Below are 18837 nucleotides of genomic sequence, written 5' to 3'. Positions count from 1 at the left end.
ATTGACCGCACAAAACGCCCAACAGCCCATGTCCACAGTTTTCAATTTCACCTTCGTGCCCTGGTTCCGGTCGGTGGCGCCCTACATCCACTTGCACCGGGGCAAGACGTTTGTGGTGGGCATCGCAGGGGAGGCCATTGCGGCGGGCAAGTTGCAAAACCTGGCGCAAGACCTGGCGCTGATCCAAAGCATGGGCGTCAAGATCGTGCTGGTGCACGGCTTTCGCCCACAGGTGAACGAACAATTGGCCGCCAAAGGCCACACTCCCAAATATTCCCACGGTATCCGCATCACCGACAGCGTCGCTCTGGACTGCGCCCAAGAGGCGGCGGGCCAACTGCGCTACGAGATCGAAGCGGCTTTCAGCCAGGGCTTGCCCAACACCCCCATGGCGGGCTCCACGGTGCGAGTGATTTCGGGCAACTTCATCACGGCGCGGCCCGTGGGCATTGTGGATGGCGTGGACTTCATTCACTCGGGCCTGGTGCGCAAGGTAGACGTGGACGGCATTATGCGCACGCTGGACATGGGCGCGATGGTGCTGCTCTCGCCCTTTGGCTTTTCGCCGACGGGCGAAGCGTTCAACCTCTCCATGGAAGAAGTGGCGACCAGCGTGGCGGCTGAGCTGCAGGCCGACAAGCTGATTTTTGTGACCGAGGTGCCGGGCATCCGCATCGAACCCCATGCCCCGGCCAGTGAGGACAACCCCATTGACACCGAACTGCCGTTGGCCGCGGCCAAACAATTGCTGGCCTCGCTGCCCCCCCCAACCGAGCCCACCGACATTGGCTTTTATTTGCAGCACTGCGTGAAGGCATGCGAAGAGGGTGTGGAGCGCTCGCACATCCTGCCCTTTGCGGTGGACGGCGCATTATTGCTGGAGGTGTATGTGCACGACGGCATTGGCACCATGGTCATCGATGAAAAGCTCGAAGAACTGCGCGAGGCCACGGCCGACGACGTGGGCGGCATCTTGCAATTGATCGAGCCGTTTGAGAAAGACGGCACCTTGGTCAAGCGTGACCGCACCGAGATCGAGCGCGACATCGATCACTACACCATCATCGACCACGACGGCGTGATCTTCGCCTGCGCCGCACTCTACCCCTACCCCGAAAGCAAAACAGCCGAAATGGCAGCGCTCACCGTGTCGCCCCAGTCACAAGGCCAGGGCGATGGCGAAAAGGTGCTCAAGCGCATCGAGCAACGCGCCCGCGCCATGGGCCTGAAGAGCATCTTTGTGCTGACCACCCGCACCATGCACTGGTTCATCAAGCGCGGCTTTGTTCAGCAAGATCCCGACTGGCTTCCCGAAGCGCGAAAGCGCAAATACAACTGGGACCGCAAGAGCCAAGTGCTGGTCAAGAAGCTCTGATCACAGGTCCAGCACGAGCCTTGCCGTCTGGCTGCGCGAACAGCAAATCAGCATCTGCGTGTTCGCCTCTTGCTCCTCTGGGGTGAGGAACATGTCCCAATGGTCGGGTGTGCCCGCGACCACCTGAGTAAGGCAGGTGCCGCACACACCTTGAGAGCAGGAAAAAGGCACCTCGTGGCCCGCATCCTGCAGCGCACTCAGAATGCTTTGCTCTTTGCCCACCCTCAAGGTCTGGCCACTTTTTTGCAAGTGAACTTCGAAGTTGCCATCGGCATCGATGGGGGTCTGTGTCAAGTCTGGGGTGCTCATGCGGTGATCTCTGAGGTGTTTTCCTGGGCCAGTAAACGATCAATGATACGGCGCGACTGCACGCCGCCCGAATCGATGTTGAGCATCAGCAGTTTGCGCTCAGGCCACTTGCTGATGTTGACTTGCTGCAATTGCAGCATCTCCATGTCTTCATTGAAGATGCCACCCTGCCCTGCGCGGATCTTGTCGGTCAACTCGGTGTCATGGGGCTTGAACTGGCGCGCCATGCCCCAGTGGTACCAGTGCGAAGTTTCAGTCTCAGGCGTGATGAAATCGACCACCACGCTGTAGGCCTTGTGCTCGGGTGCCGCGTCAAAACCGCCTTTGCCGGTCAGGGCCACACCCACGTCGATCATCACGTGGCTCGGCGGGCTAAAGCGGCAAATCTGCCAGCGGTCCACCTTGGCCTGCGGGTCTAAGCCGTTGGCGCTCATGGCCATTTGCCAAAAAGGGGGGGCCTGAATGCCTTGCATGTGACGCTGCAAAACGACTTGGTCGCCGTCGACTTTGGTTTCGCTGGGTGTCTCATCGATCTCGGGTTGGCCGATGCTGTTGGCGTGCACATAGGTCTCGTGCGTCAGGTCCATCAGGTTGTCGATCATCAGGCGGTAATCGGCCTTGACGTGGTAAAGCCCGCCACCATAGGCCCAGGCAGGGTTCTCAAAGAACTCAAACACCGGCATCTGCGATTCGTCCACCTTGGACTGGTCGCCGGGCCAGACCCAGACAAAACCATAACGCTCTACCACCGCATAACTCTTGATGGCCGGAAAGCCGCGCACGCGCTGACCGGGCATGTGCACGGTTTTGCCCTCCACGCCCATTTCAAGGCCGTGGTAACCACACTGCAAATGGCCTTTGCAGACCTTGCCCAAGGACAAAGGCGCACCCCGATGGGGGCAAAAGTCTTCAACCGCCGCCACTTTCCCGTCGGGGCCTTTGAAAAAAACCATTTTTTCATTGCAAATGGTGCGTCCCAGGGGCTTGCTGCCCAGCGCTTCGAGTTCGGCCTCGGTGCAGGCCACATACCAAGTGTTTTGGATGAACATGTTTCAACCTTTATGGCAAAAGAGTGAGGTGCCCGGCTGGCCGAGCTTTGAGGATTTTGCTTGTGATTTCAAATGTCTGGGAGCTTGCTGCCAAAACCGATCCGCATGACTGGCGCTCACAAGGACTTGACTTCTTTGTCCACCAAGATCACCAGATCTGCGCCGGTGATCAAAGTGATGCGGTGCTCTGCAGCGTAATCCTCGGCTTTCGTGCTGACTTGCCCCAAGCTGATGCAAACGCTGTTGCTGGCCTCGAGCGCATCGCGGTGGGCCACCAATTCACGCAGCGGCTCAAGGCCCATAGCGGCAGCTTTCCAGCGTTTGGCACTGACCACGGTGCGCACGCCCTTTTTTTCGAGCAGCATGTCGGCCGCACCTGTGAGCGGCGTGACGGTGTAGCCCTGGCGGGTGAAGGCCGTGTCCAGCACCACCGAGAAATCTCGCCAGTTCATGCCGGCGAGGTTTTGCAAACCTTTTTCAACCAGTGCTGGACTGGGCAAGTTGCGCTGTCGCCAAAAGGCCATGCACCCGATCACAAAGAACGGGAAGCCCCCCAACATGCCCACGCCTGCGTACTTCTCAGGCAACAAAGCCCCAGCCGCTAGGGCAACCACAGCCACCAACACAAAACTGATCCACCACGGCGAACGCAACAGCACCGCAAACAATGATTTCTCAGACATCTTGAATTTCACACACGCTCCCTGTCGATCAAAAAAGCGGCCTGCAGGGCCGCAGGGCTCATTATCAAACGGGTGTGTCGCCAGCCAAGGTGATGCGGTGCATCACCCGGCGAAAACCGTGGTAATCGTTGACCGGGTTGTGCTGGGTGCAGCGGTTGTCCCACACCGCTAGCGAGTGGGCCTGCCAGACAAAGCGGCAGGTGAACTCGGGCTTGACCTGGTGCTGGAACAGGAAGTTGAGGATGGGTGCGCTTTCGGCTTCAGTCATGCCCACAATGCCCGAGGTGTGGGCAATGTTCACGTAGAGCGCTTTGCGCCCGGTTTCGGGGTGGGTGCGCACCAGTGGGTGGTGAGCCAAATACGCTTTGGGGGCGCTGTCTTTGCCATCGCTTTTGATGCGGTCTTCGCGGGTTTTGGATACATCGGCTTTGGCCGAACTGCTGATACCGACCAAGCCACCCAGCAGTGACTTCATGGTGTCGGACAAGGTGTCCCAGGCCATGTACTGGTTGGCAAACAGGGTGTCGCCACCATAGGGCGGCACCTCTTTGGCCAAGAGCATCGAGCCCATGGGGGGCTGCTCTAAGTACGTGGTGTCGGAGTGCCAAATGCCACCAAAGTTAACTTTTTCGTGTTCGAGCTTTTTGACTTCGATGACACAGGGAAAGCCGTCAAGGCCTTTGACAAAAGGGTATTCGACAGGCTGACCCAAGGTTTGCGCAAAGCGCATGAATTGATCAGGCACCAGGTTCTGATCACGGAAGAAAATAACCTGGTGCTGCAGCAGGGCGGCGCGAATGGCCTTTTGCAGATCGGCCGTGAGGGGTTGGGTCAGATCGACCCCGTGCAGCTCAGCGCCCAATGCGCCTGCGATTTGTCGAATGATCATGTTTTTCATTGTTGCACAGGCACTTGGGTAAACCCCCATCTGAAATGTCCGCCGCGAGACAAGTGCCGCCGCGGCTTCGTGTCATTCTGTCCCTCTTGTTTTCTGGAGCTGTCATGTTCAATCGTGGTTGGAATTTTTTGGTCCTGTCCTTGGGCTTGTGCATGGTTCAGGGCGCGGCCTTGGCGCAAGATTTTTTGTCAAAACCCGTTCGCATTGTGGTGCCACAGACACCGGGCGGTGCATCCGACGCACTGGCCCGTATCGTGGGTCAAAAGTTAAGCGAAAAATGGGGGCAGGCGGTGGTGATCGAAAACCGCGCTGGCGCGGGTGGCAACGTGGGCATGGAGCATGTTGCACAGGCCACGGCCGATGGCCACACGCTGCTGATGAGCTACGCCGGTTCGCACGCCATCAACGCGGCCTTGTACAAAAAACTGCCTTTCGATCCCGAAAAAGATTTTGAGCCAGTGGCCACATTGGCCACCCTGCCCTTTGTGCTGGTGGTGCGCCCCGACTCGCCCGTCAAAAGCATCAAGGATCTGGTGGACCAAGGCCAGCGTTCGCCTTTGACGTTTGGCTCGGCAGGCAACGGTTCGGTCAACCATTTGCTGGGCGTCATGTTCAATGCCGCAGCCAACACCAAGCTCGAACACATTCCCTACCGGGGCGCAGCGCCCGCTATGCAGGACCTGATGGGCGGCCAAATCAACATGGTGTTCACCAGCTTGCCTTCGGTGTCGGGGGCCATCAAGAGCGGCACCTTGCGTCCGGTGGCGGTGACCAGTGCAGCGCGCTCGGGTAACTTCCCCAACATTCCCACGATTGCCGAAGGGGGCTTCAAAGAGTTTGATGTGTCGCCCTGGTTTGGTTTGTTTGCCCCGGCCAAGACCCCGGCGGCGGTGATTCGCCGCATCAACCAGGATGTGCAAGATGTGCTGAAAAATAAGGACGTGATCGAACGGTTCAATGCACAAGGCGCCGATGTGCTGATCACCCAACCTGCTGAATTTGCGGGCATGCTGAAAAAAGACCTGGCCAAGTGGAGCGTGGTGGTTAAGGCCTCTGGCGCACAGATTGACTGACCCCGACAACAAAGAAACACCCCATGAACTTGAACAAGATTTCTCGCCGCAGCGCTGTGGCTTTGTCCCTGTGCCTAAGCACGGGCGCTTTTGCCCAGAACTGGCCTGACAAGCCGATCCGCATCGTGGTGGGCTTTGCGCCCGGTGGTTTTACTGATGTGTTGGCGCGCACCATTGGCCAAAAGCTGCAAGAACGCTTGGGGCAATCGGTGGTGGTGGACAACAAGGCGGGTGCAGCGGGCACCGTGGGCGCCGACATCGTGGCCAAGGCCAGGCCCGACGGTTACACACTGCTGCTCGGCCACAGCAATTCCAATTCGGTGGCACCGGCTATTTACCCCAAATTGCCTTACGACGTGGTGAAGGATTTCACGCCCATCATCCGCGTCGCGTCCACCCCTTTGCTGTTGACGGTGAACCCGAGCGTGCCCGCCACCGATGTGCGCTCGTTTGTGGCGCTGGCCAAGCAAAAGCCCATGGGCCTGAGCTTTGCATCGTCGGGCAGTGGCAGTGCGCAACACCTGGCGGCGGCCCGCTTCATGCTGGCCACGCAGACGCAGATGAACCACATTCCCTACAAGGGCAGCGGCCAGGCGATTGTGGATTTGCTGTCGGGCCAGGTGAACCTGAACTTTGAAAGCCCACCCAATGTGATGCCGCATTACCAGGCGGGCAAGCTGCGGGTGCTGGCGATTACCAGCGAAAAGCGCTCGCCCCTGATGCCCAATGTGCCCACCTTGGCCGAAGCCGGTGTGCCCAACGCCGAGATGCTGCAGTGGTTTGCCGTGTTGGGCCCGGCCAAGTTGCCAGCCGACATCACCCGGCGCCTGAACACCGAGATCGCGGCCATCTTGAAGCTGCCCGATGTGGCCGAAAAGATCGCCTCACAAGGCGGTGAAATCATTGGCGGCACCCCCGAGTCGTTTGCGGCCTTCATTCCCGAAGACAGCGCGTCGTGGGCCAAGCTGGTCAAAGACGCCAATGTGCGCATGGACTGACACGTGAAAGCCATTCCCAAAACCACTGACCTGTGCGATGCCTGCGAAGACGCGCAGGCCTGCGCTGTGCTGTTTCAAAGCTATGGCCTGCGACGGGCCTTCACCGGGCCGATCCGCACCCTGCGCATCCACGAAGACATTGCCCTGATGCGCGACACCGTGAGCCAGCCGGGTTTGGGCCAGGTGCTGGTAATCGATGGCGAGGGCTCGGTGGCCCGCGCCTTGTTTGGCGATGTGATGGCCGAACTGGCCTCGCGCAATGGCTGGGCGGGCCTGGTCATTCACGGCGTGGTGCGCGATGCCGTCGAGCTGAACACCATCGACATTGGTGTGAAGGCTTTGGGCACGGTGCCCAAGCGCGGCAGCCGCACCGGTGCGGGCGAGCGTGATGTGCCGGTGCACTTTGGCGGCGTGACCTTCACGCCCGGCGACCATGTGGTGGTCGATGCCGATGGTGTGATCGTGCTGCCCACAGGTTTGACAGCAGCCGACATTGCAGTTCAGGATGTGGTGGCGGCCACCGCCGCCTATGCAGCAGGCCCGGCGACAACACGCCAACCATGAGCCCACGCACCCTGTACCAGCGCATCGTGGATGCGCACACGGTGCGGCCGCTGGGCAACAGCGGGCAAATTTTGCTGCACGTGGACCGCCAAGTGCTGAACGAATACACCAGCCCACAGGCCTTTGCCGCCTTGCACGCGCAAGGGCGCAACGTGTGGCGACCCGCATCCACTCTGGCGGTGGTCGACCATGTGAACGCCACCACACCGCTGCGCAACGCACGCACCATGGTGCTGCACGATGCCGACCGCGCCAAACAGGTCAGCACTCTGGCAGAGAACTGTGCACGGCACGGCATTGAGCTTTTTAACATGCTGGACACGCGCCAGGGCATTGAACATGTGGTGGCCAGCGAGCAAGGCTGGGTGCTGCCCGGCATGGTGATGGCGGCGGGCGACAGCCACACCACCACGCACGGAGCCATGGGGGCTTTGGGTTTTGGCATTGGCAGCAGCGAGATCGAGCACCTGCTGGCCACCCAAACGCTGATTTACCGCCCGCAAAAAAACATGCGCGTCACGGTGCACGGCCAGATGCCGCCCGGGGTGACGGCCAAAGACCTGGTGATGGCCTTGATCGCGCAGATCGGGGCCGATGGGGCGTCGGGCCATGTGATCGAGTACGCGGGAGAGGCCATTCTCGCCATGGGCGTGGAAGGCCGCTTGACGCTGTGCAACATGAGCGTGGAAGCTGCCGCTCGGGGGGCCATTGTGGCCCCGGATGACGCTCTGTTTGACTATTTGCATGGTCGCCCGCGTGTGCCGCAAGGCGCACAGTGGGACGCGGCCGTGGCGCAGTGGCGTGCACTGCGCAGCGACGACGACGCGGTGTTTGACCAAGAAGTCATTCTGGACGCTCGAAGCTTGGCCCCGCGCGTGACCTGGGGCACAAGCCCGGACCAGGGCGTGCCCATCGACGGCGTGGTGCCTGACCCGGCCCACGAAAGCGACCCGCAACGCCGGTGCGGTATGCAACGCGCCTTGGCCTACATGGACCTGCAACCCGGCCAGGCCTTGCAAGGCTTGCCCATCAGCCACGCTTTCATTGGCTCGTGCACCAACAGCCGCATCGACGACCTGCGCGATGCAGCGCGTTTTTTGAAAGGCCGACGTGTCGCACCCGGCGTGCGCGCCTTGGTGGTGCCCGGTTCGTCGATGGTGCGTGCGCAGGCTGAGGCGGAAGGCCTGGGACGCATTTTTGAAGAAGCGGGTTTTGAGTGGCGACAGGCGGGTTGCTCGATGTGCGTGGCCATGAACGAAGACCACCTGAACACTGGGGACCGCTGCGCCTCCAGCACCAACCGCAACTTTGAAGGTCGCCAGGGCGTGGGCGCACGCACCCACCTGATGAGCCCCGCCATGGTAGCGGCGGCGGCGGTCACGGGCGCGTTGACCGACTTGCGCCTCCTGCCCTGTCATTGAAGGCGATGTGATGACTTCCGCATTCCAAGCCATCACCACCCTCTCAGGCACCGCCTGTGCCCTGCCCTTGCCGCATGTGGACACCGACCAGATCATGCCCAAGCAGTTTCTCAAGGGCATCGACCGGCAAGGCCTGGCGCAAGGGTTTTTGCACGACATGCGTTTTGACGCAGCGGGCCAAGCACGCAACGATTTTGTGTTGAACCAAGCGCCGTGGACTGAGGCGAAATTTCTGATCACGGGCGCCAACTTTGGCTGTGGCTCGAGCCGCGAACACGCGGTGTGGGGGATGCGCGAGTTGGGCATCCGCTGCGTGCTGGGCACCAGCTTTGGCGGCATTTTCAGCGACAACTGTATGCGCAATGGCGTGCCCGCGCTGGTGCTGCCCGTAGCCGAGGTAGACCGCCTGATGGCTTTGGCAATGGACCCACAGCGCTGCCAGATGGCGCTGGACTTGGCAGCCCAAACGCTGCACACCCCGGCCGATGATCAGACCTTGCGCTTTGACATCGACCCGCTGCACCAAGAAATGCTGCTGCTTGGGCTGGATGCGGTGGGCATGAGCCTGACGCACGCCCAAGACATTCGCGATTTTGAAGCCCGGCATCTGAAAGCCAACCCCTGGGTGGTGCCCCCTGCTGCAACCGAGACCCACCATGGTTCACTACTTTGACGAAGCCCGTGTTCAGCAGCTGCTGAGCGTGCCCGATTTGCTTCAAGGCGTGCGCGAAGCCTTGGTGGCGCTGACGCTGGGCCAGGTGGCGCAGCCGCTGCGCATGGTCATGCCCATTGGAGAGGCATCCAATGATGGCCTGCTGTTTTTGAAACCCGCCCTGCTGGGCGATGCCCTGAGCACCAAGCTCATCACGCTGGTGCCAGGCAACGCGCAAAAGGGTTTACCCACGCTGCTCAGCACCATCGTGTTGATGGACCCAGCCACGGGCCAGACCCTGGCCGTAATGGAGGGCAACACGATCACCGCCATGCGCACTGCAGCGGCGTCGGCAGTGGCGGCCGATGCACTGGTTCCGCGTACGCCCCAGGTGGTGGCCATGCTGGGCAGCGGTGTGCTGGCGCGCAGCCACGCGAAAATGCTGCGGGCCGTGCGCGCCGTGTCCGAGATCCGCGTGTGGAGCCCCACAGCCGCGAACGCGCAGCAGTGCGCACGTGACATTGGCGGCGTGGCCTGCGCCAGCGCCGAAGAAGCGGTGCGCGGCGCCGATATTGTGTGCACAGTGACCAACGCCAGCGAACCGGTGCTGCAAGGCGCCTGGCTCAAGCCGGGTGCCTTTGTGGCCGCTGTGGGAGCACCCCGCCCCAACTGGCGCGAGCTGGACAACGCAGCCATGGCGCATTGGGTGGTGGCAGATCAACGCGAAGCCGCGGAAAAAGAATCGGGCGACGTGCTGCTTTCTGGCGCACAGGTCGCGGCTGAGATAGGCGAAATTTTGTGCGGCCGAATTGCGCCGCCACCAACGGGCACGACCATCATTTTTAAATCGCTGGGCCAAGCGGTCGAGGACACGGTGGCGGCGCGCTTGGTCTACCGGGCTGCCTTGGCCGAACTGGGTGTTTGAAACCCAGACAGTCAGTGTGCAAATGACAGATTCTCACTGTGCCATAGGCTCAAGTTAAGGGGATTACTGACGATTCTTAATGAATCGTTTCATTGCACCCATGTTGACCATCACCAAATCGCCGGAAAAGTTCGACATTCCTGTACGCCACAGGTATGTATTTCATGGCATGGACATCGGAGACAGCTTGTTTTTTGATGACTTCAAGCTGGCCGAAAATGCCCGTGTTGCTGCCATTCAGTACGTCAAGAGGAACAGGCTGAGCTGGAAATTCGGGATTAGGAAGATGCACGATGGTTGGCGCATCTTTCGGATGGTTTAGCGGCCAGAGCAGCTGTTGATGTTGCAAGGACAGTCGTAAATGTCACCCACAATGGTGGTCAGGTACCGGGCACTGCCCATGTCTGTGGCTTCACGCAAAAAGATTTCATGGTTACCCACGTAGGCGTTTTCAACATTGTCCAACTCGGAGTGGTGCACTATCGTGACCCATTTACCCCCCATCATGTGGGCCCGGTTTTTGAACAAGTTCAAAGCCGATGTGAAATCAGTGTTGGTGCGGATGCGATAGCGTTGGATGAGCGAACAGCTGTTGACTGTGGCGTACAGCTGTGAGCCCACAATGATTGATTTTGATTGCGGCGTTTCTTGATACAGGATGTCAGGCTGAATCAGGGTCGCGTCCCGGTAAGAGGGCCCTGCGCCCGCCACACGCATGTCGACGGTTGCACAACCAGAAAGCAGCACAGCACAAACCATGCCGATGAGAGAATTTTTTGTCATGATGTCCAAGCAAGAGGATTGAACGAACCCGTTGCAAATCTGCCGAGTTAGTTATTTCATTATCACTTTCAGACTTTGCAGCTGTCCATGCACTCCCATGTAACATCCGTAACTTGTTTACTTTGGAATCCAGATGAGCCCCGGTGGGCTGGGCGGATGATCGCCCATTCGGCATTGCAAAAAGCAGTGCGATCACGACTGCTCTTTTGATCACCCTACCTTTCCTGAAAAATCAACGCATGAGCAGTCACCCAAAATTGGCCGATGTGGTCATCGTTGGCAGCGGTGTCATGGGCGCGGCCACTGCATGGTGGCTCACGCGCTTGCAGCCGGGCTTGAAAGTAACGCTGGTCGAGTCGGACACGCGTTACGAAAAAGCCTCGTCATCGCTTTCGGCCAGCTCGATTCGCCAGCAGTTCACCTGCCCCGTCAACATCCGCCTGAGCCAGTATGGCATCGCGTTTTTGCGCGAGGCCCAGCAGCACCTGGGCTTGCCCGGTCACCCGGTGGCGCTGGGTTTGCAAGAACCCGGCTATTTGTATCTGGCCCAAGCCGAACAAGCGGCGGTTCTGCAAACCGCACACCAGATCCAAAAGCAAGCCGGAGCGGATGTCAGCTTGCTGGGCCCCGAGGCCCTGCGCCAGCGCTATCCCTGGCTGAATGTCGACGATGTCACGCTCGGCAACCTGGGCCTGAGCGGCGAGGGTTGGTTTGACGGCCCGGCCCTGCACCAGGCGTTCTTGAAAAAAGCCATGGCGCAAGGCGTGCAACGCCTGCACGACCGGGTGGTGAGCCTGGACCACACGGCAAGCCAAGTGACCTCTGTGCGGCTGGCCAGTGGCGACAGCTTGCCTTGCGGCCAAGTCGTCAACGCGGCGGGGCCTTGGGCCGGCGAGGTGGCTGCCATGGCTGGGGTGCACTTGCCGGTCGAAGCAGCGCGGCGCACGGTGTTTGTGCTGTCGTGTCCGGAGCCGCTGCCGCAGTGCCCCTTGCTGATCGACCCGAGTGGCTGGTGGCTGCGGCCCGAAGGCCGGTTTTTGATCAGTGGCGCAGAGCCTTTGCACACCGAGCCTAACCTGCCACTGGAGCCCGACTGGGCCGAATGGAACGACGAACAATGGGCCTCGCTGGCGCACCGCATCCCTGCACTCGCGGCCTTGCGGGTGGAGCGGGCCTGGGCAGGTTACTACGAGATGAACACCTTCGATCACAACGCCGTGATCGGCCCGCACCCGAAGCTACGCAACTTGTATTTCATCAACGGTTTTTCAGGTCATGGCATGCAACATGCTGCGGGCGCCGGTTTGGCGCTGGCCGAGTGGATGCTGCTTGGGCAAGCGCACACCATCGACGTTCAAGAGCTGGGTTTTGAGCGCTTGGTGCAAAACCGCCCGCTGCGCGAGTTGGCGGTAATCGGCTGACCCTAAAGGTCTTCCCGGGCTTCGATCTGCAGTCGCTGCACAACCGCGCCCCGTGTGCCAGCCACAGCGCGGATGCGCAGTGCTGGACCCGCTTCAAGCACCAAGCGGCAGTGGTAATCAAGCCCATCGGTTTGACCCGGGCAGTTGCTGGCGATGCGGCGGTGCCATTGCCGCTTGCCGTCGATCTCAAGCGTCAACGCATGCCAGGCTTCGGCGTTGTCTTCGGGCACGCGAACCAGCAAACTCACATCGATGTCGAACGTGCGTGAACGTTTGAGTGCGCCGGGAATACTGAGCACGGCCACCGCATCACCCACCTCGGTGCGCCACAACTCGGGTTTTGCGGTGGCCGCCATTGGCTTCAGGCTTGCAGCAAGGTCTTAAGTTCACCGTTGTCGATCAGGCGGCGCAGGTCATCGGCTCCACCGACCAAGGTGCCGCGCACAAAGATCATCGGGAAAGTGGGCCAACCGGTCCACATCTTCAAGGCATTGCGCAAGCGCCACTGCGAGAAATAGCTGCCGAATTCGATGTACTCATGCGCCACGCCAGCCACGGTCAAGGCCTTGCGAGCCTTGGCCACAAAAGGATTGCCTGACAAACCCACGACCACCACTGGGTGCTGGGCGATGGCCGTTTGCACTTGAGCAACGACAGCCCCATGCCATTGCGCGATGAACGGGCGAATGCCGGGATGGATGGCGGACTCGGCGAGTACAGGTCTGATCATGGGTTCAAATGAAAGTTAGAGATGAAGACTTGGCCACATCAAGAGGGGAGTACAAAAAGAAAAACGGGTTACAACTTTTTGAGATGTAACCCGTTGATTTTATGGATAAAATGGTCGGCGTGGCGGGATTCGAACTCGCGACCCCTTGCACCCCATGCAAGTGCGCTACCAGGCTGCGCTACACGCCGACAAGCTGAGAATTATAGCTTGAATCCAAGTCTATTCAGACCGTGAGCATGGCGCGAATTTGCAAAAGCTCTTGGTGTACCGACAAGGCCGATTCAAAACCAGGTCGGTACGACAGATGGGTTGTCATTTCATGGGCCAGTTCATCTGGCGGCATGCCCTCTGCAGCCTCAATTTCAGCGCTGTTATCTTCCAGCCCGTCATCCAAGAATGCGCCGGAGCGCATGAGTTGACGCTCACTCAGTGTCAGTTCCAGCAGTTTGTTTCGAGCGCCGCTGATGGTAAAGCCTTGGTCGTACAAGAGCCCGCGTATTCTGCGGATCATCATCACTTCATGACGCTGGTAATACCGGCGATTTCCCCTTCGTTTGACCGGACGAAGTTGCGTGAACTCCTGCTCCCAATAACGTAAAACATGAGGCTTGACACCACACAACTCGCCCACCTCACCAATGGTGAAGTAGCGTTTGGCTGGAATGGCGGGAAGCAAACTGTCCATGACTGACAACAAGTTACCTAGAAAACCTTGAAGCTTACTGCAAGTGTGTTCACCTCGTCCAGCCCTGATTTTGATGTAAGTCACAGGACATACGTCAAGTGCTATGTTGGCAAAGTTTTTACCAACCAAAAGTTCCAGAACTGGATCTGAAAATTGGTTGAGTGTTGACGCCGACCGGAAACAAACCGTTGGGGGCGTGTGGACAATAACTTGGAATTCAGACCTGCCCCCCATAAGAGGCAACCATTAGCTGCTCTGAACTGCCACCCCACAATTGACAACCTTTGGGACTTGACCGCAGAGAACACAACACTAAGTGCAGAACCTCTTCAAAAACCGGGGCGATTCAGTCCGACTTTCAGATCAGTTGGCCACTAACACCTTGACCGAAGCGGCGGCTAGGGCTGCTGCAAGTGCTCGTGGAGGAGGTGAGTCTGTGATGAGCACATCAATCTCATCCAGTGCGCAGGCCCGCACAAGCGATCGCTTGCCAAACTTACTGGAATCGCACAGAAGAATCACTTGGTCGGCATGCTTGATGTAGGCGTGCTTGACCAGTGTGTCCTCAGGTGAGGAATCGAACCCGCCGTCCTCGGTCAGACCTGACAAGCCGATAAAAGCCTTGCTGAACCAGCGCTGGGCGGTATCTTTCACTGCCTGCTCACCACAAATGGAGAGTTCTTGGGCCCGGACGATTCCCCCTGGCATCAGCACAACACAGCGTGATCCGGCCAGCAGGCTCGCGACGCGCAGATGGTTCGTGAATACATGCATACCGGCGTGCTTGCTCAGTTCACGGGCAAGAGTCAACACCGAACTACCGACATCCAGTGCAATATTGTCATCAGATGATAAAAGCACCGCAGCAGAGCGTGCAATCGATTGCTTGGCAGCAATCTGCCTGCGCCGTCGCGTCTCGTACTGTAACTCCCGCATGTCCGCATCGCTCAGGCCACCGTGTCCGTTGGACGCCGCCTCTGCTGACAATGCTACTGCGGCCCCTTGAGATCGCTGGATCAACCCTTGTCTGCTCAGCGAGTCCAGGTCTCGTCGAGCGCTCATCTGCGAAATACCAAAATGCTTCGCCAACTCGGAGACTCGCACGTACCCGTCCTGTCGTACGAGTTCGAAGATTCGCTGTTGCCGAACCGCAGCTGGCAGAGTCGTCTGCTTGGTTCGCTGAGGCTCCTGGGTTGCGGCCAATATGGGCGCTGAATTAGAAATCACCATATGACCGATTGTGCCCCTAAGTTCAGCGCAAGGTCTGATCGCCGTCTCCTCGAGGATCAGTGGCGCTTTCAAAATGCCCATCCGGGAATCGGCGTACGAATTGAACATGCCCTGCCCGATCGTCGCGCTCGGCACCAAACACCAGCGGTAACCCTACTTGGGAAAGCGCTTGACGGCCAGCATCGCCCAACGCAGATTCAGCCAACACTACATTTTCATTGCCTTGCCCGAACGTACCCACAACCCAGCGGGGCGCAGCTAGCGCATCGGCGGGTGCAGTTCCTGCCAGCAGGCGCATGAGTACCTGTGCGAGGATTTGTGGTTGACTCTTGCCCCCCATGCAGCCCAAGGCGGCCTCAATCGCTCCATTTCGGCGCAGTAAAGTTGCCGTCAAAGAACTCGGCGGTCTGCTCCCACCAGTTAACACCGCAGGACCTTCGTGCAGTGTGAAAGCGGCACCGCGGTTCTGGCACACGATGCCGGTTGACGACTCCAACATACCGGCCCCGAATGCGTGAAAAATACTTTGGATCACAGTCACTGAATGACCCAGCGCATCCTGTGCCACTATTGCTACGGTGTCGCCACTGGGCCGAGGGAGAGGCGGTGTTGCCGGTATTGGCAGTGATAGATCGCTGGCTCTGCGAACCAAGTCTCCAATCACGCGGTCGGAAAGTAAGTAGTCGATGTCGACCCGAGCATGCTCAGGATCCCCAAGGTGGCGGTCTCGAAGGTCTGCTGTGATGGCGCACAGGCGCGCCAGCGTTGTCGCAGCTTTTTCGCTCGGATCAGCCGACTCGAGGTCCATTTGGCGCATCGCGGCCAGCAACTGCATAAGCACAAAGCCTTGGGATACGGGCGGCGTTGTCAGTATTTCATAGGGCCCGAAACTCGTCGACAGCGGCTCAAGCCAAAGTGAACGATGGCTAGCCAAGTCGGCGCGGGTCAGCAGGCTACCTTGAGCCCGCACCCCGTTCACAAAATTGGCACCAACTTCGCCCTTATAGAACGCATCAGGGCCGTCTTTGGCGATCAGCGCCAGGCTAGCGGCAAGGGCTGGTTGCTTGAGGATTTCGCCCGTGCGCAATACGCGCCCGTCGGGTCGAAAAAAAACGCCAAATAACCCTGCATCTAAGCGTAAACGTTCCTGCAATGCGTCAAGGTCTCTCCCAAGAGCCGCCGCTACTGGCACCCCGCCTTGCGCTAACGCAATGGCATCCTCCAAAAGTCGTGCCCACGGCAGGCGTCCGCCTTGAGCGTGCAGTTCCCCCCATGCGGCAATCACGCCTGGTACGGTGATCGGATGAACACCGTGGATCGGCATGGATGCATGATGACCGCGCAAGGCCTGCGCACTTAAGGCCGCTGCAGCTGCCCCACTGCCGCCGAGCGCCCTAGTGCGGCCGTCTGGAAGGGCTAACAACGCCTGGATGTCGCCGCCAATTGAGTTCATGTGCGGGTAGACGACAGTCAGCACTGCGCAGGTTGCAATAGCCGCGTCAACTGCAGTGCCTCCATCGTGGAGCACCCGCTGACCCGATTGTGTGGCCAGTGCATGTGGTGAGGCAATGGCGCCAAGTGTGGTCATAACTATTCTTTAGTGAATGGTGGAGAGAAACGCTTTCAGGCGCGCTGGCGCTTGATTGCCAAAAAATTGATCGGGTGGGGCCTCGTGCCGGATCTGGCCTTCTTCCATGAGCACTACGCGGTTAGCGACCTGCCGTGCGAACCCCATTTCGTGTGTCACGATAATCATGGTCATGCCAGTGGAGGCCAACTCAGAGATCACCGAAAGCACTTCTCCTGTTGTTTCCGGATCCAGTGCGCTGGTGGGTTCGTCAAACAGCATCAGTTCAGGATTCATGGCCAATGCTCGCGCGATTGCGGCACGTTGCTGTTGGCCACCAGACAACTTCATCGGGTAGGCATCAGCCTTGGCCGCAAGACCGACCCGCTCGAGCAGTCGCATGGCGTTCTCGCTGGCCTTTGCTACCGATTGACCTAGCACGCGGACAGGGGCCTCAATGATGTTTTCCATGACAGTCATGTGCCAAAAAAGGTTGAACTGCTGGAACACCATACCGATTCGGCGGCGTTGCAGTACGACCTGTCGGTTACCAATTGGGAGCAACCGGCCTCCCGCTTCCTTGTAACCAATCAACTCATCGTTGACAAAAATTTTTCCCCCTTGATAGATCTCGAGTTGATTGATGCACCTCAGGAAGGTACTCTTTCCGGATCCAGAAGGGCCGATGATGCAAAGAACTTCCCCACGATTTACAACTAGATTAACACCGCATAGCACTTCCGTATCACCGAAGCGCTTGCGCACATCGATCGCCCGTACAAGCGGCTGGAAATTCTCTGCTCTCATGATCGACGCTCCGAGCTATTCGTGCTTGGCGTTAAGTACACGACAAAGCTCTGCCACCAACTTCGCACGGGCCGGTCTATTTCGTGGGCACGTAAGCGAGTTTCAATAACGCCCTGGATCGTGTTCCAGATCGCGGTGAGGACAAGATAGTTGAGGGCCACCACCGTCAGCAATTCAAAGGTCTTGAATGTTGTAGCCGACATGGCTTCGGTAAGCTGGAAGATCTCCGGTACACCGATCACGCTGGCAAGCGAAGTGGTCTTCAACATGTGGTTGAAATCATTGCCGAAAGGGGGCATGACGACGCGGGTCGCCTGGGGGATCACAATTCTCCAAGTCACAAGCCAAGGACTCATCCCGAGTGACCGTGCGGCCTCAATTTGGCCGCGTGCCACGGATTGGATGCCGTTGCGCACAATCTCGGCCATGTAGGCGCCTTCATGAATGGCCAGCCCAATGACCGCAGCTTGGAAGGAAGCTGTCAACTTGATCCCTGCAAACTCGAGATCTGTGAACCGAAATAGCCCTGCAGCAGCCATACCGGAAAACAGCATCACCAAAAGTACCAGAACAGGAATGCCCCGGATCAACCACACATAAAAGCCGCAGGCAGACCGAATAACGCCGTAGCGTGAAAGTCGGCCGAAACCCACCACCAATCCGATAAGAAGCCCCAGGAACATGGCCAGCACGGCCATGGATACCGTGCGGCCTAACGCGTTGAGGTAGGGAGCCCCTGGATTGACGATGCGTTCGACGAAGAATGCCCAGTCGAAATCCATCAGAGTTCCATGCCCTGCATGTTCCACTTATCGATCATTTTTTTATATGTACCGTCCGCCACTATGCTGTCAAAAGATTTCTTGATGGCATTCGTCAAGTCGGTATTTCCCTTGCGAATCCCGATGCCGGTACCAATCAGTCCAAATGGGTTGCCCTTGGCTTTAAAGTCATTCGGGCGGAGCCGCACGTAGTAAGCGCCTGCGGTCGAGGTGGTTCCCACCGCGTCAACTTGACTGGTAGCCAACTGCTGGAAGGTGTCGGTCGTGGTGGGCAAGACGACGAGGTTGATCTCAGGTTTGCCTGATTCTTTGAGCTTTTTGTTCGCTTCGATTGCAAGGTTGTGTATCGTCGTGCCGTTGGGCACGGCGATTTTCTTGCCCCCAAAGTCCTCCAGCCCGGCCCCGGGGCTGTTGTCGTTTCGACGCACAACAATCTGCTGGCCGGTACGCGAGAACGGCACCATATCTATGATTTCCAGGCGCTCTGGCCTTATGAAAAGCTCTTGCATGAGCGCATCGCACTGCTGTGCCTGAAGAGCCGGGACCAAACCGGGAAACTTGAGTTGTATCCAGCTGACCTTCAGGCCCATTCGGGCTGCGATCTCCACGCCCAGTTCTACCTCGAAGCCGATCGGTTGTTGTTTTTCGTCGAAGTAGGCCCGTGGCGGGTTGTCGATGGTGGCGCAGTAGTTGATCGTACCTTTGGCGGCCAGGGCCGCGGGTGCAGGGACCCGCGGGGTCTGCGCCTGCGCGGGCGTCGCGGCCCACAAAGCGCATGCGGCCATTCCGACGGCAGCAACATAACGACGCAGGAACAGGGGTGTTCTTGAGGTGCTCATGACTGGATACTCCTTAAAAAGGTGGAACAGAGGGGACGGGAATCAA

General features: G+C 58.9%; 22 protein-coding genes and 1 tRNA gene. 9 read left to right on the top strand and 14 right to left on the bottom strand.

Features of this window, described 5'->3' with window-relative positions; genetic code table 11:
* The first annotated feature begins 28 nt into the window (after positions 1-28).
* Positions 29-1375, top strand: a complete 1347-nt coding sequence (gene argA, locus B9Z49_RS08225; protein ID WP_108352957.1) for an amino-acid N-acetyltransferase — start codon at positions 29-31, stop codon at positions 1373-1375.
* Here the strand turns inward: argA and B9Z49_RS08220 are convergent, their stop codons facing one another.
* From B9Z49_RS08220 to B9Z49_RS08205, 4 genes are all read right to left on the bottom strand, one after another.
* Complete coding sequence (locus tag B9Z49_RS08220; RefSeq protein ID WP_108352956.1) at positions 1376-1684, bottom strand: 2Fe-2S iron-sulfur cluster binding domain-containing protein; 309 nt, start codon at positions 1682-1684, stop codon at positions 1376-1378. It lies immediately after the preceding gene.
* Positions 1681-2733 (bottom strand): aromatic ring-hydroxylating dioxygenase subunit alpha, encoded by a 1053-nt coding sequence (locus B9Z49_RS08215; protein ID WP_108352955.1) that lies wholly within the window; start codon positions 2731-2733, stop codon positions 1681-1683. Before B9Z49_RS08215 ends, B9Z49_RS08220 begins: the two co-directional genes overlap by 4 nt.
* Positions 2734-2849: 116 nt before the next feature.
* Positions 2850-3416, bottom strand: coding sequence for a restriction endonuclease (locus B9Z49_RS08210; RefSeq protein WP_233254560.1), 567 nt, complete (start codon positions 3414-3416; stop codon positions 2850-2852).
* 64 nt (positions 3417-3480) lie between these two features.
* Positions 3481-4305, bottom strand: a complete 825-nt coding sequence (locus tag B9Z49_RS08205) for a TauD/TfdA family dioxygenase (RefSeq protein WP_108353043.1) — start codon at positions 4303-4305, stop codon at positions 3481-3483.
* A gap of 113 nt (positions 4306-4418) precedes the next feature.
* Between B9Z49_RS08205 and B9Z49_RS08200 the strand changes: the two genes are divergently transcribed.
* From B9Z49_RS08200 to B9Z49_RS08170, 7 genes are all read left to right on the top strand, one after another.
* Complete coding sequence (locus tag B9Z49_RS08200; protein ID WP_108352953.1) at positions 4419-5387, top strand: tripartite tricarboxylate transporter substrate binding protein; 969 nt, start codon at positions 4419-4421, stop codon at positions 5385-5387.
* Positions 5388-5410: 23 nt separating this feature from the next.
* Entirely contained in the window at positions 5411-6385 is a 975-nt protein-coding gene (locus B9Z49_RS08195; protein ID WP_108352952.1) for a tripartite tricarboxylate transporter substrate binding protein, read from the top strand.
* Between the two features lie 3 nt (positions 6386-6388).
* Positions 6389-6949: a ribonuclease E activity regulator RraA gene (rraA, locus tag B9Z49_RS08190; protein WP_108352951.1), complete on the top strand. Its 561-nt coding sequence runs from the start codon at positions 6389-6391 to the stop codon at positions 6947-6949.
* The gene (leuC, locus tag B9Z49_RS08185; protein WP_108352950.1) at positions 6946-8370 is read left to right on the top strand and encodes a 3-isopropylmalate dehydratase large subunit; all 1425 of its coding nucleotides are present in this window, start codon (positions 6946-6948) and stop codon (positions 8368-8370) included. Before rraA ends, leuC begins: the two co-directional genes overlap by 4 nt.
* A 10-nt stretch (positions 8371-8380) precedes the next feature.
* On the top strand, positions 8381-9043 hold the full coding sequence (leuD, locus tag B9Z49_RS08180) for a 3-isopropylmalate dehydratase small subunit (protein ID WP_108352949.1): 663 nt from the start codon (positions 8381-8383) through the stop codon (positions 9041-9043).
* The gene (locus B9Z49_RS08175) at positions 9027-9947 is read left to right on the top strand and encodes an ornithine cyclodeaminase family protein (protein ID WP_108352948.1); all 921 of its coding nucleotides are present in this window, start codon (positions 9027-9029) and stop codon (positions 9945-9947) included. Before leuD ends, B9Z49_RS08175 begins: the two co-directional genes overlap by 17 nt.
* Before the next feature lie 100 nt (positions 9948-10047).
* Positions 10048-10269 (top strand): hypothetical protein, encoded by a 222-nt coding sequence (locus B9Z49_RS08170; protein ID WP_108352947.1) that lies wholly within the window; start codon positions 10048-10050, stop codon positions 10267-10269.
* On the opposite strand, the gene B9Z49_RS08165 is transcribed toward B9Z49_RS08170, so the two are convergent.
* Positions 10266-10730, bottom strand: coding sequence for a hypothetical protein (locus B9Z49_RS08165; protein ID WP_146188504.1), 465 nt, complete (start codon positions 10728-10730; stop codon positions 10266-10268). The two genes, B9Z49_RS08170 and B9Z49_RS08165, sit on opposite strands and share 4 nt — an antisense overlap.
* A gap of 239 nt (positions 10731-10969) precedes the next feature.
* Here B9Z49_RS08165 and B9Z49_RS08160 point away from each other — a divergent pair, with 239 nt between their 5' ends.
* A complete protein-coding gene (locus tag B9Z49_RS08160; RefSeq protein WP_108353042.1) occupies positions 10970-12151 on the top strand; it encodes an FAD-binding oxidoreductase in 1182 nt (393 codons plus the stop codon).
* Between the two features lie 2 nt (positions 12152-12153).
* Here B9Z49_RS08160 and B9Z49_RS08155 read toward each other — a convergent pair whose 3' ends face one another.
* From B9Z49_RS08155 to B9Z49_RS08115, 9 genes are all read right to left on the bottom strand, one after another.
* Positions 12154-12507 carry a hypothetical protein gene (locus B9Z49_RS08155; protein ID WP_108352945.1) on the bottom strand — a complete coding sequence of 118 codons (354 nt, stop codon included), beginning with the start codon at positions 12505-12507 and terminating at the stop codon, positions 12154-12156.
* Between the two features lie 5 nt (positions 12508-12512).
* Positions 12513-12881: a glutaredoxin domain-containing protein gene (locus tag B9Z49_RS08150; RefSeq protein WP_108352944.1), complete on the bottom strand. Its 369-nt coding sequence runs from the start codon at positions 12879-12881 to the stop codon at positions 12513-12515.
* A gap of 111 nt (positions 12882-12992) precedes the next feature.
* Positions 12993-13069: transfer RNA gene (locus tag B9Z49_RS08145), tRNA-Pro, on the bottom strand.
* Positions 13070-13104: 35 nt separating this feature from the next.
* A complete protein-coding gene (locus B9Z49_RS08140) occupies positions 13105-13566 on the bottom strand; it encodes a MerR family transcriptional regulator (protein WP_108352943.1) in 462 nt (153 codons plus the stop codon).
* Positions 13567-13929: 363 nt separating this feature from the next.
* Positions 13930-14796, bottom strand: coding sequence for a DeoR/GlpR family DNA-binding transcription regulator (locus B9Z49_RS08135; protein WP_158273455.1), 867 nt, complete (start codon positions 14794-14796; stop codon positions 13930-13932).
* Positions 14797-14818: 22 nt separating this feature from the next.
* Positions 14819-16384: a gamma-glutamyltransferase family protein gene (locus B9Z49_RS08130; RefSeq protein WP_108352941.1), complete on the bottom strand. Its 1566-nt coding sequence runs from the start codon at positions 16382-16384 to the stop codon at positions 14819-14821.
* Positions 16385-16393: 9 nt separating this feature from the next.
* On the bottom strand, positions 16394-17170 hold the full coding sequence (locus tag B9Z49_RS08125) for an amino acid ABC transporter ATP-binding protein (RefSeq protein ID WP_108352940.1): 777 nt from the start codon (positions 17168-17170) through the stop codon (positions 16394-16396).
* Positions 17167-17952: an amino acid ABC transporter permease gene (locus B9Z49_RS08120; RefSeq protein ID WP_108352939.1), complete on the bottom strand. Its 786-nt coding sequence runs from the start codon at positions 17950-17952 to the stop codon at positions 17167-17169. Before B9Z49_RS08120 ends, B9Z49_RS08125 begins: the two co-directional genes overlap by 4 nt.
* Positions 17952-18791 carry an ABC transporter substrate-binding protein gene (locus B9Z49_RS08115; protein WP_108352938.1) on the bottom strand — a complete coding sequence of 280 codons (840 nt, stop codon included), beginning with the start codon at positions 18789-18791 and terminating at the stop codon, positions 17952-17954. The genes B9Z49_RS08120 and B9Z49_RS08115 overlap by 1 nt, the downstream gene beginning before the upstream one ends.
* Positions 18792-18837 lie beyond the last annotated feature (46 nt).

Origin of the sequence: Limnohabitans sp. 2KL-51 (assembly GCF_003063645.1) — a bacterium.
Classification (GTDB): Bacteria; Pseudomonadota; Gammaproteobacteria; order Burkholderiales; family Burkholderiaceae_C; genus Limnohabitans_A.
The sequence above is the reverse complement of the archived record's forward strand: the minus strand, read 5'-3'. Positions and strand labels throughout refer to the sequence as shown.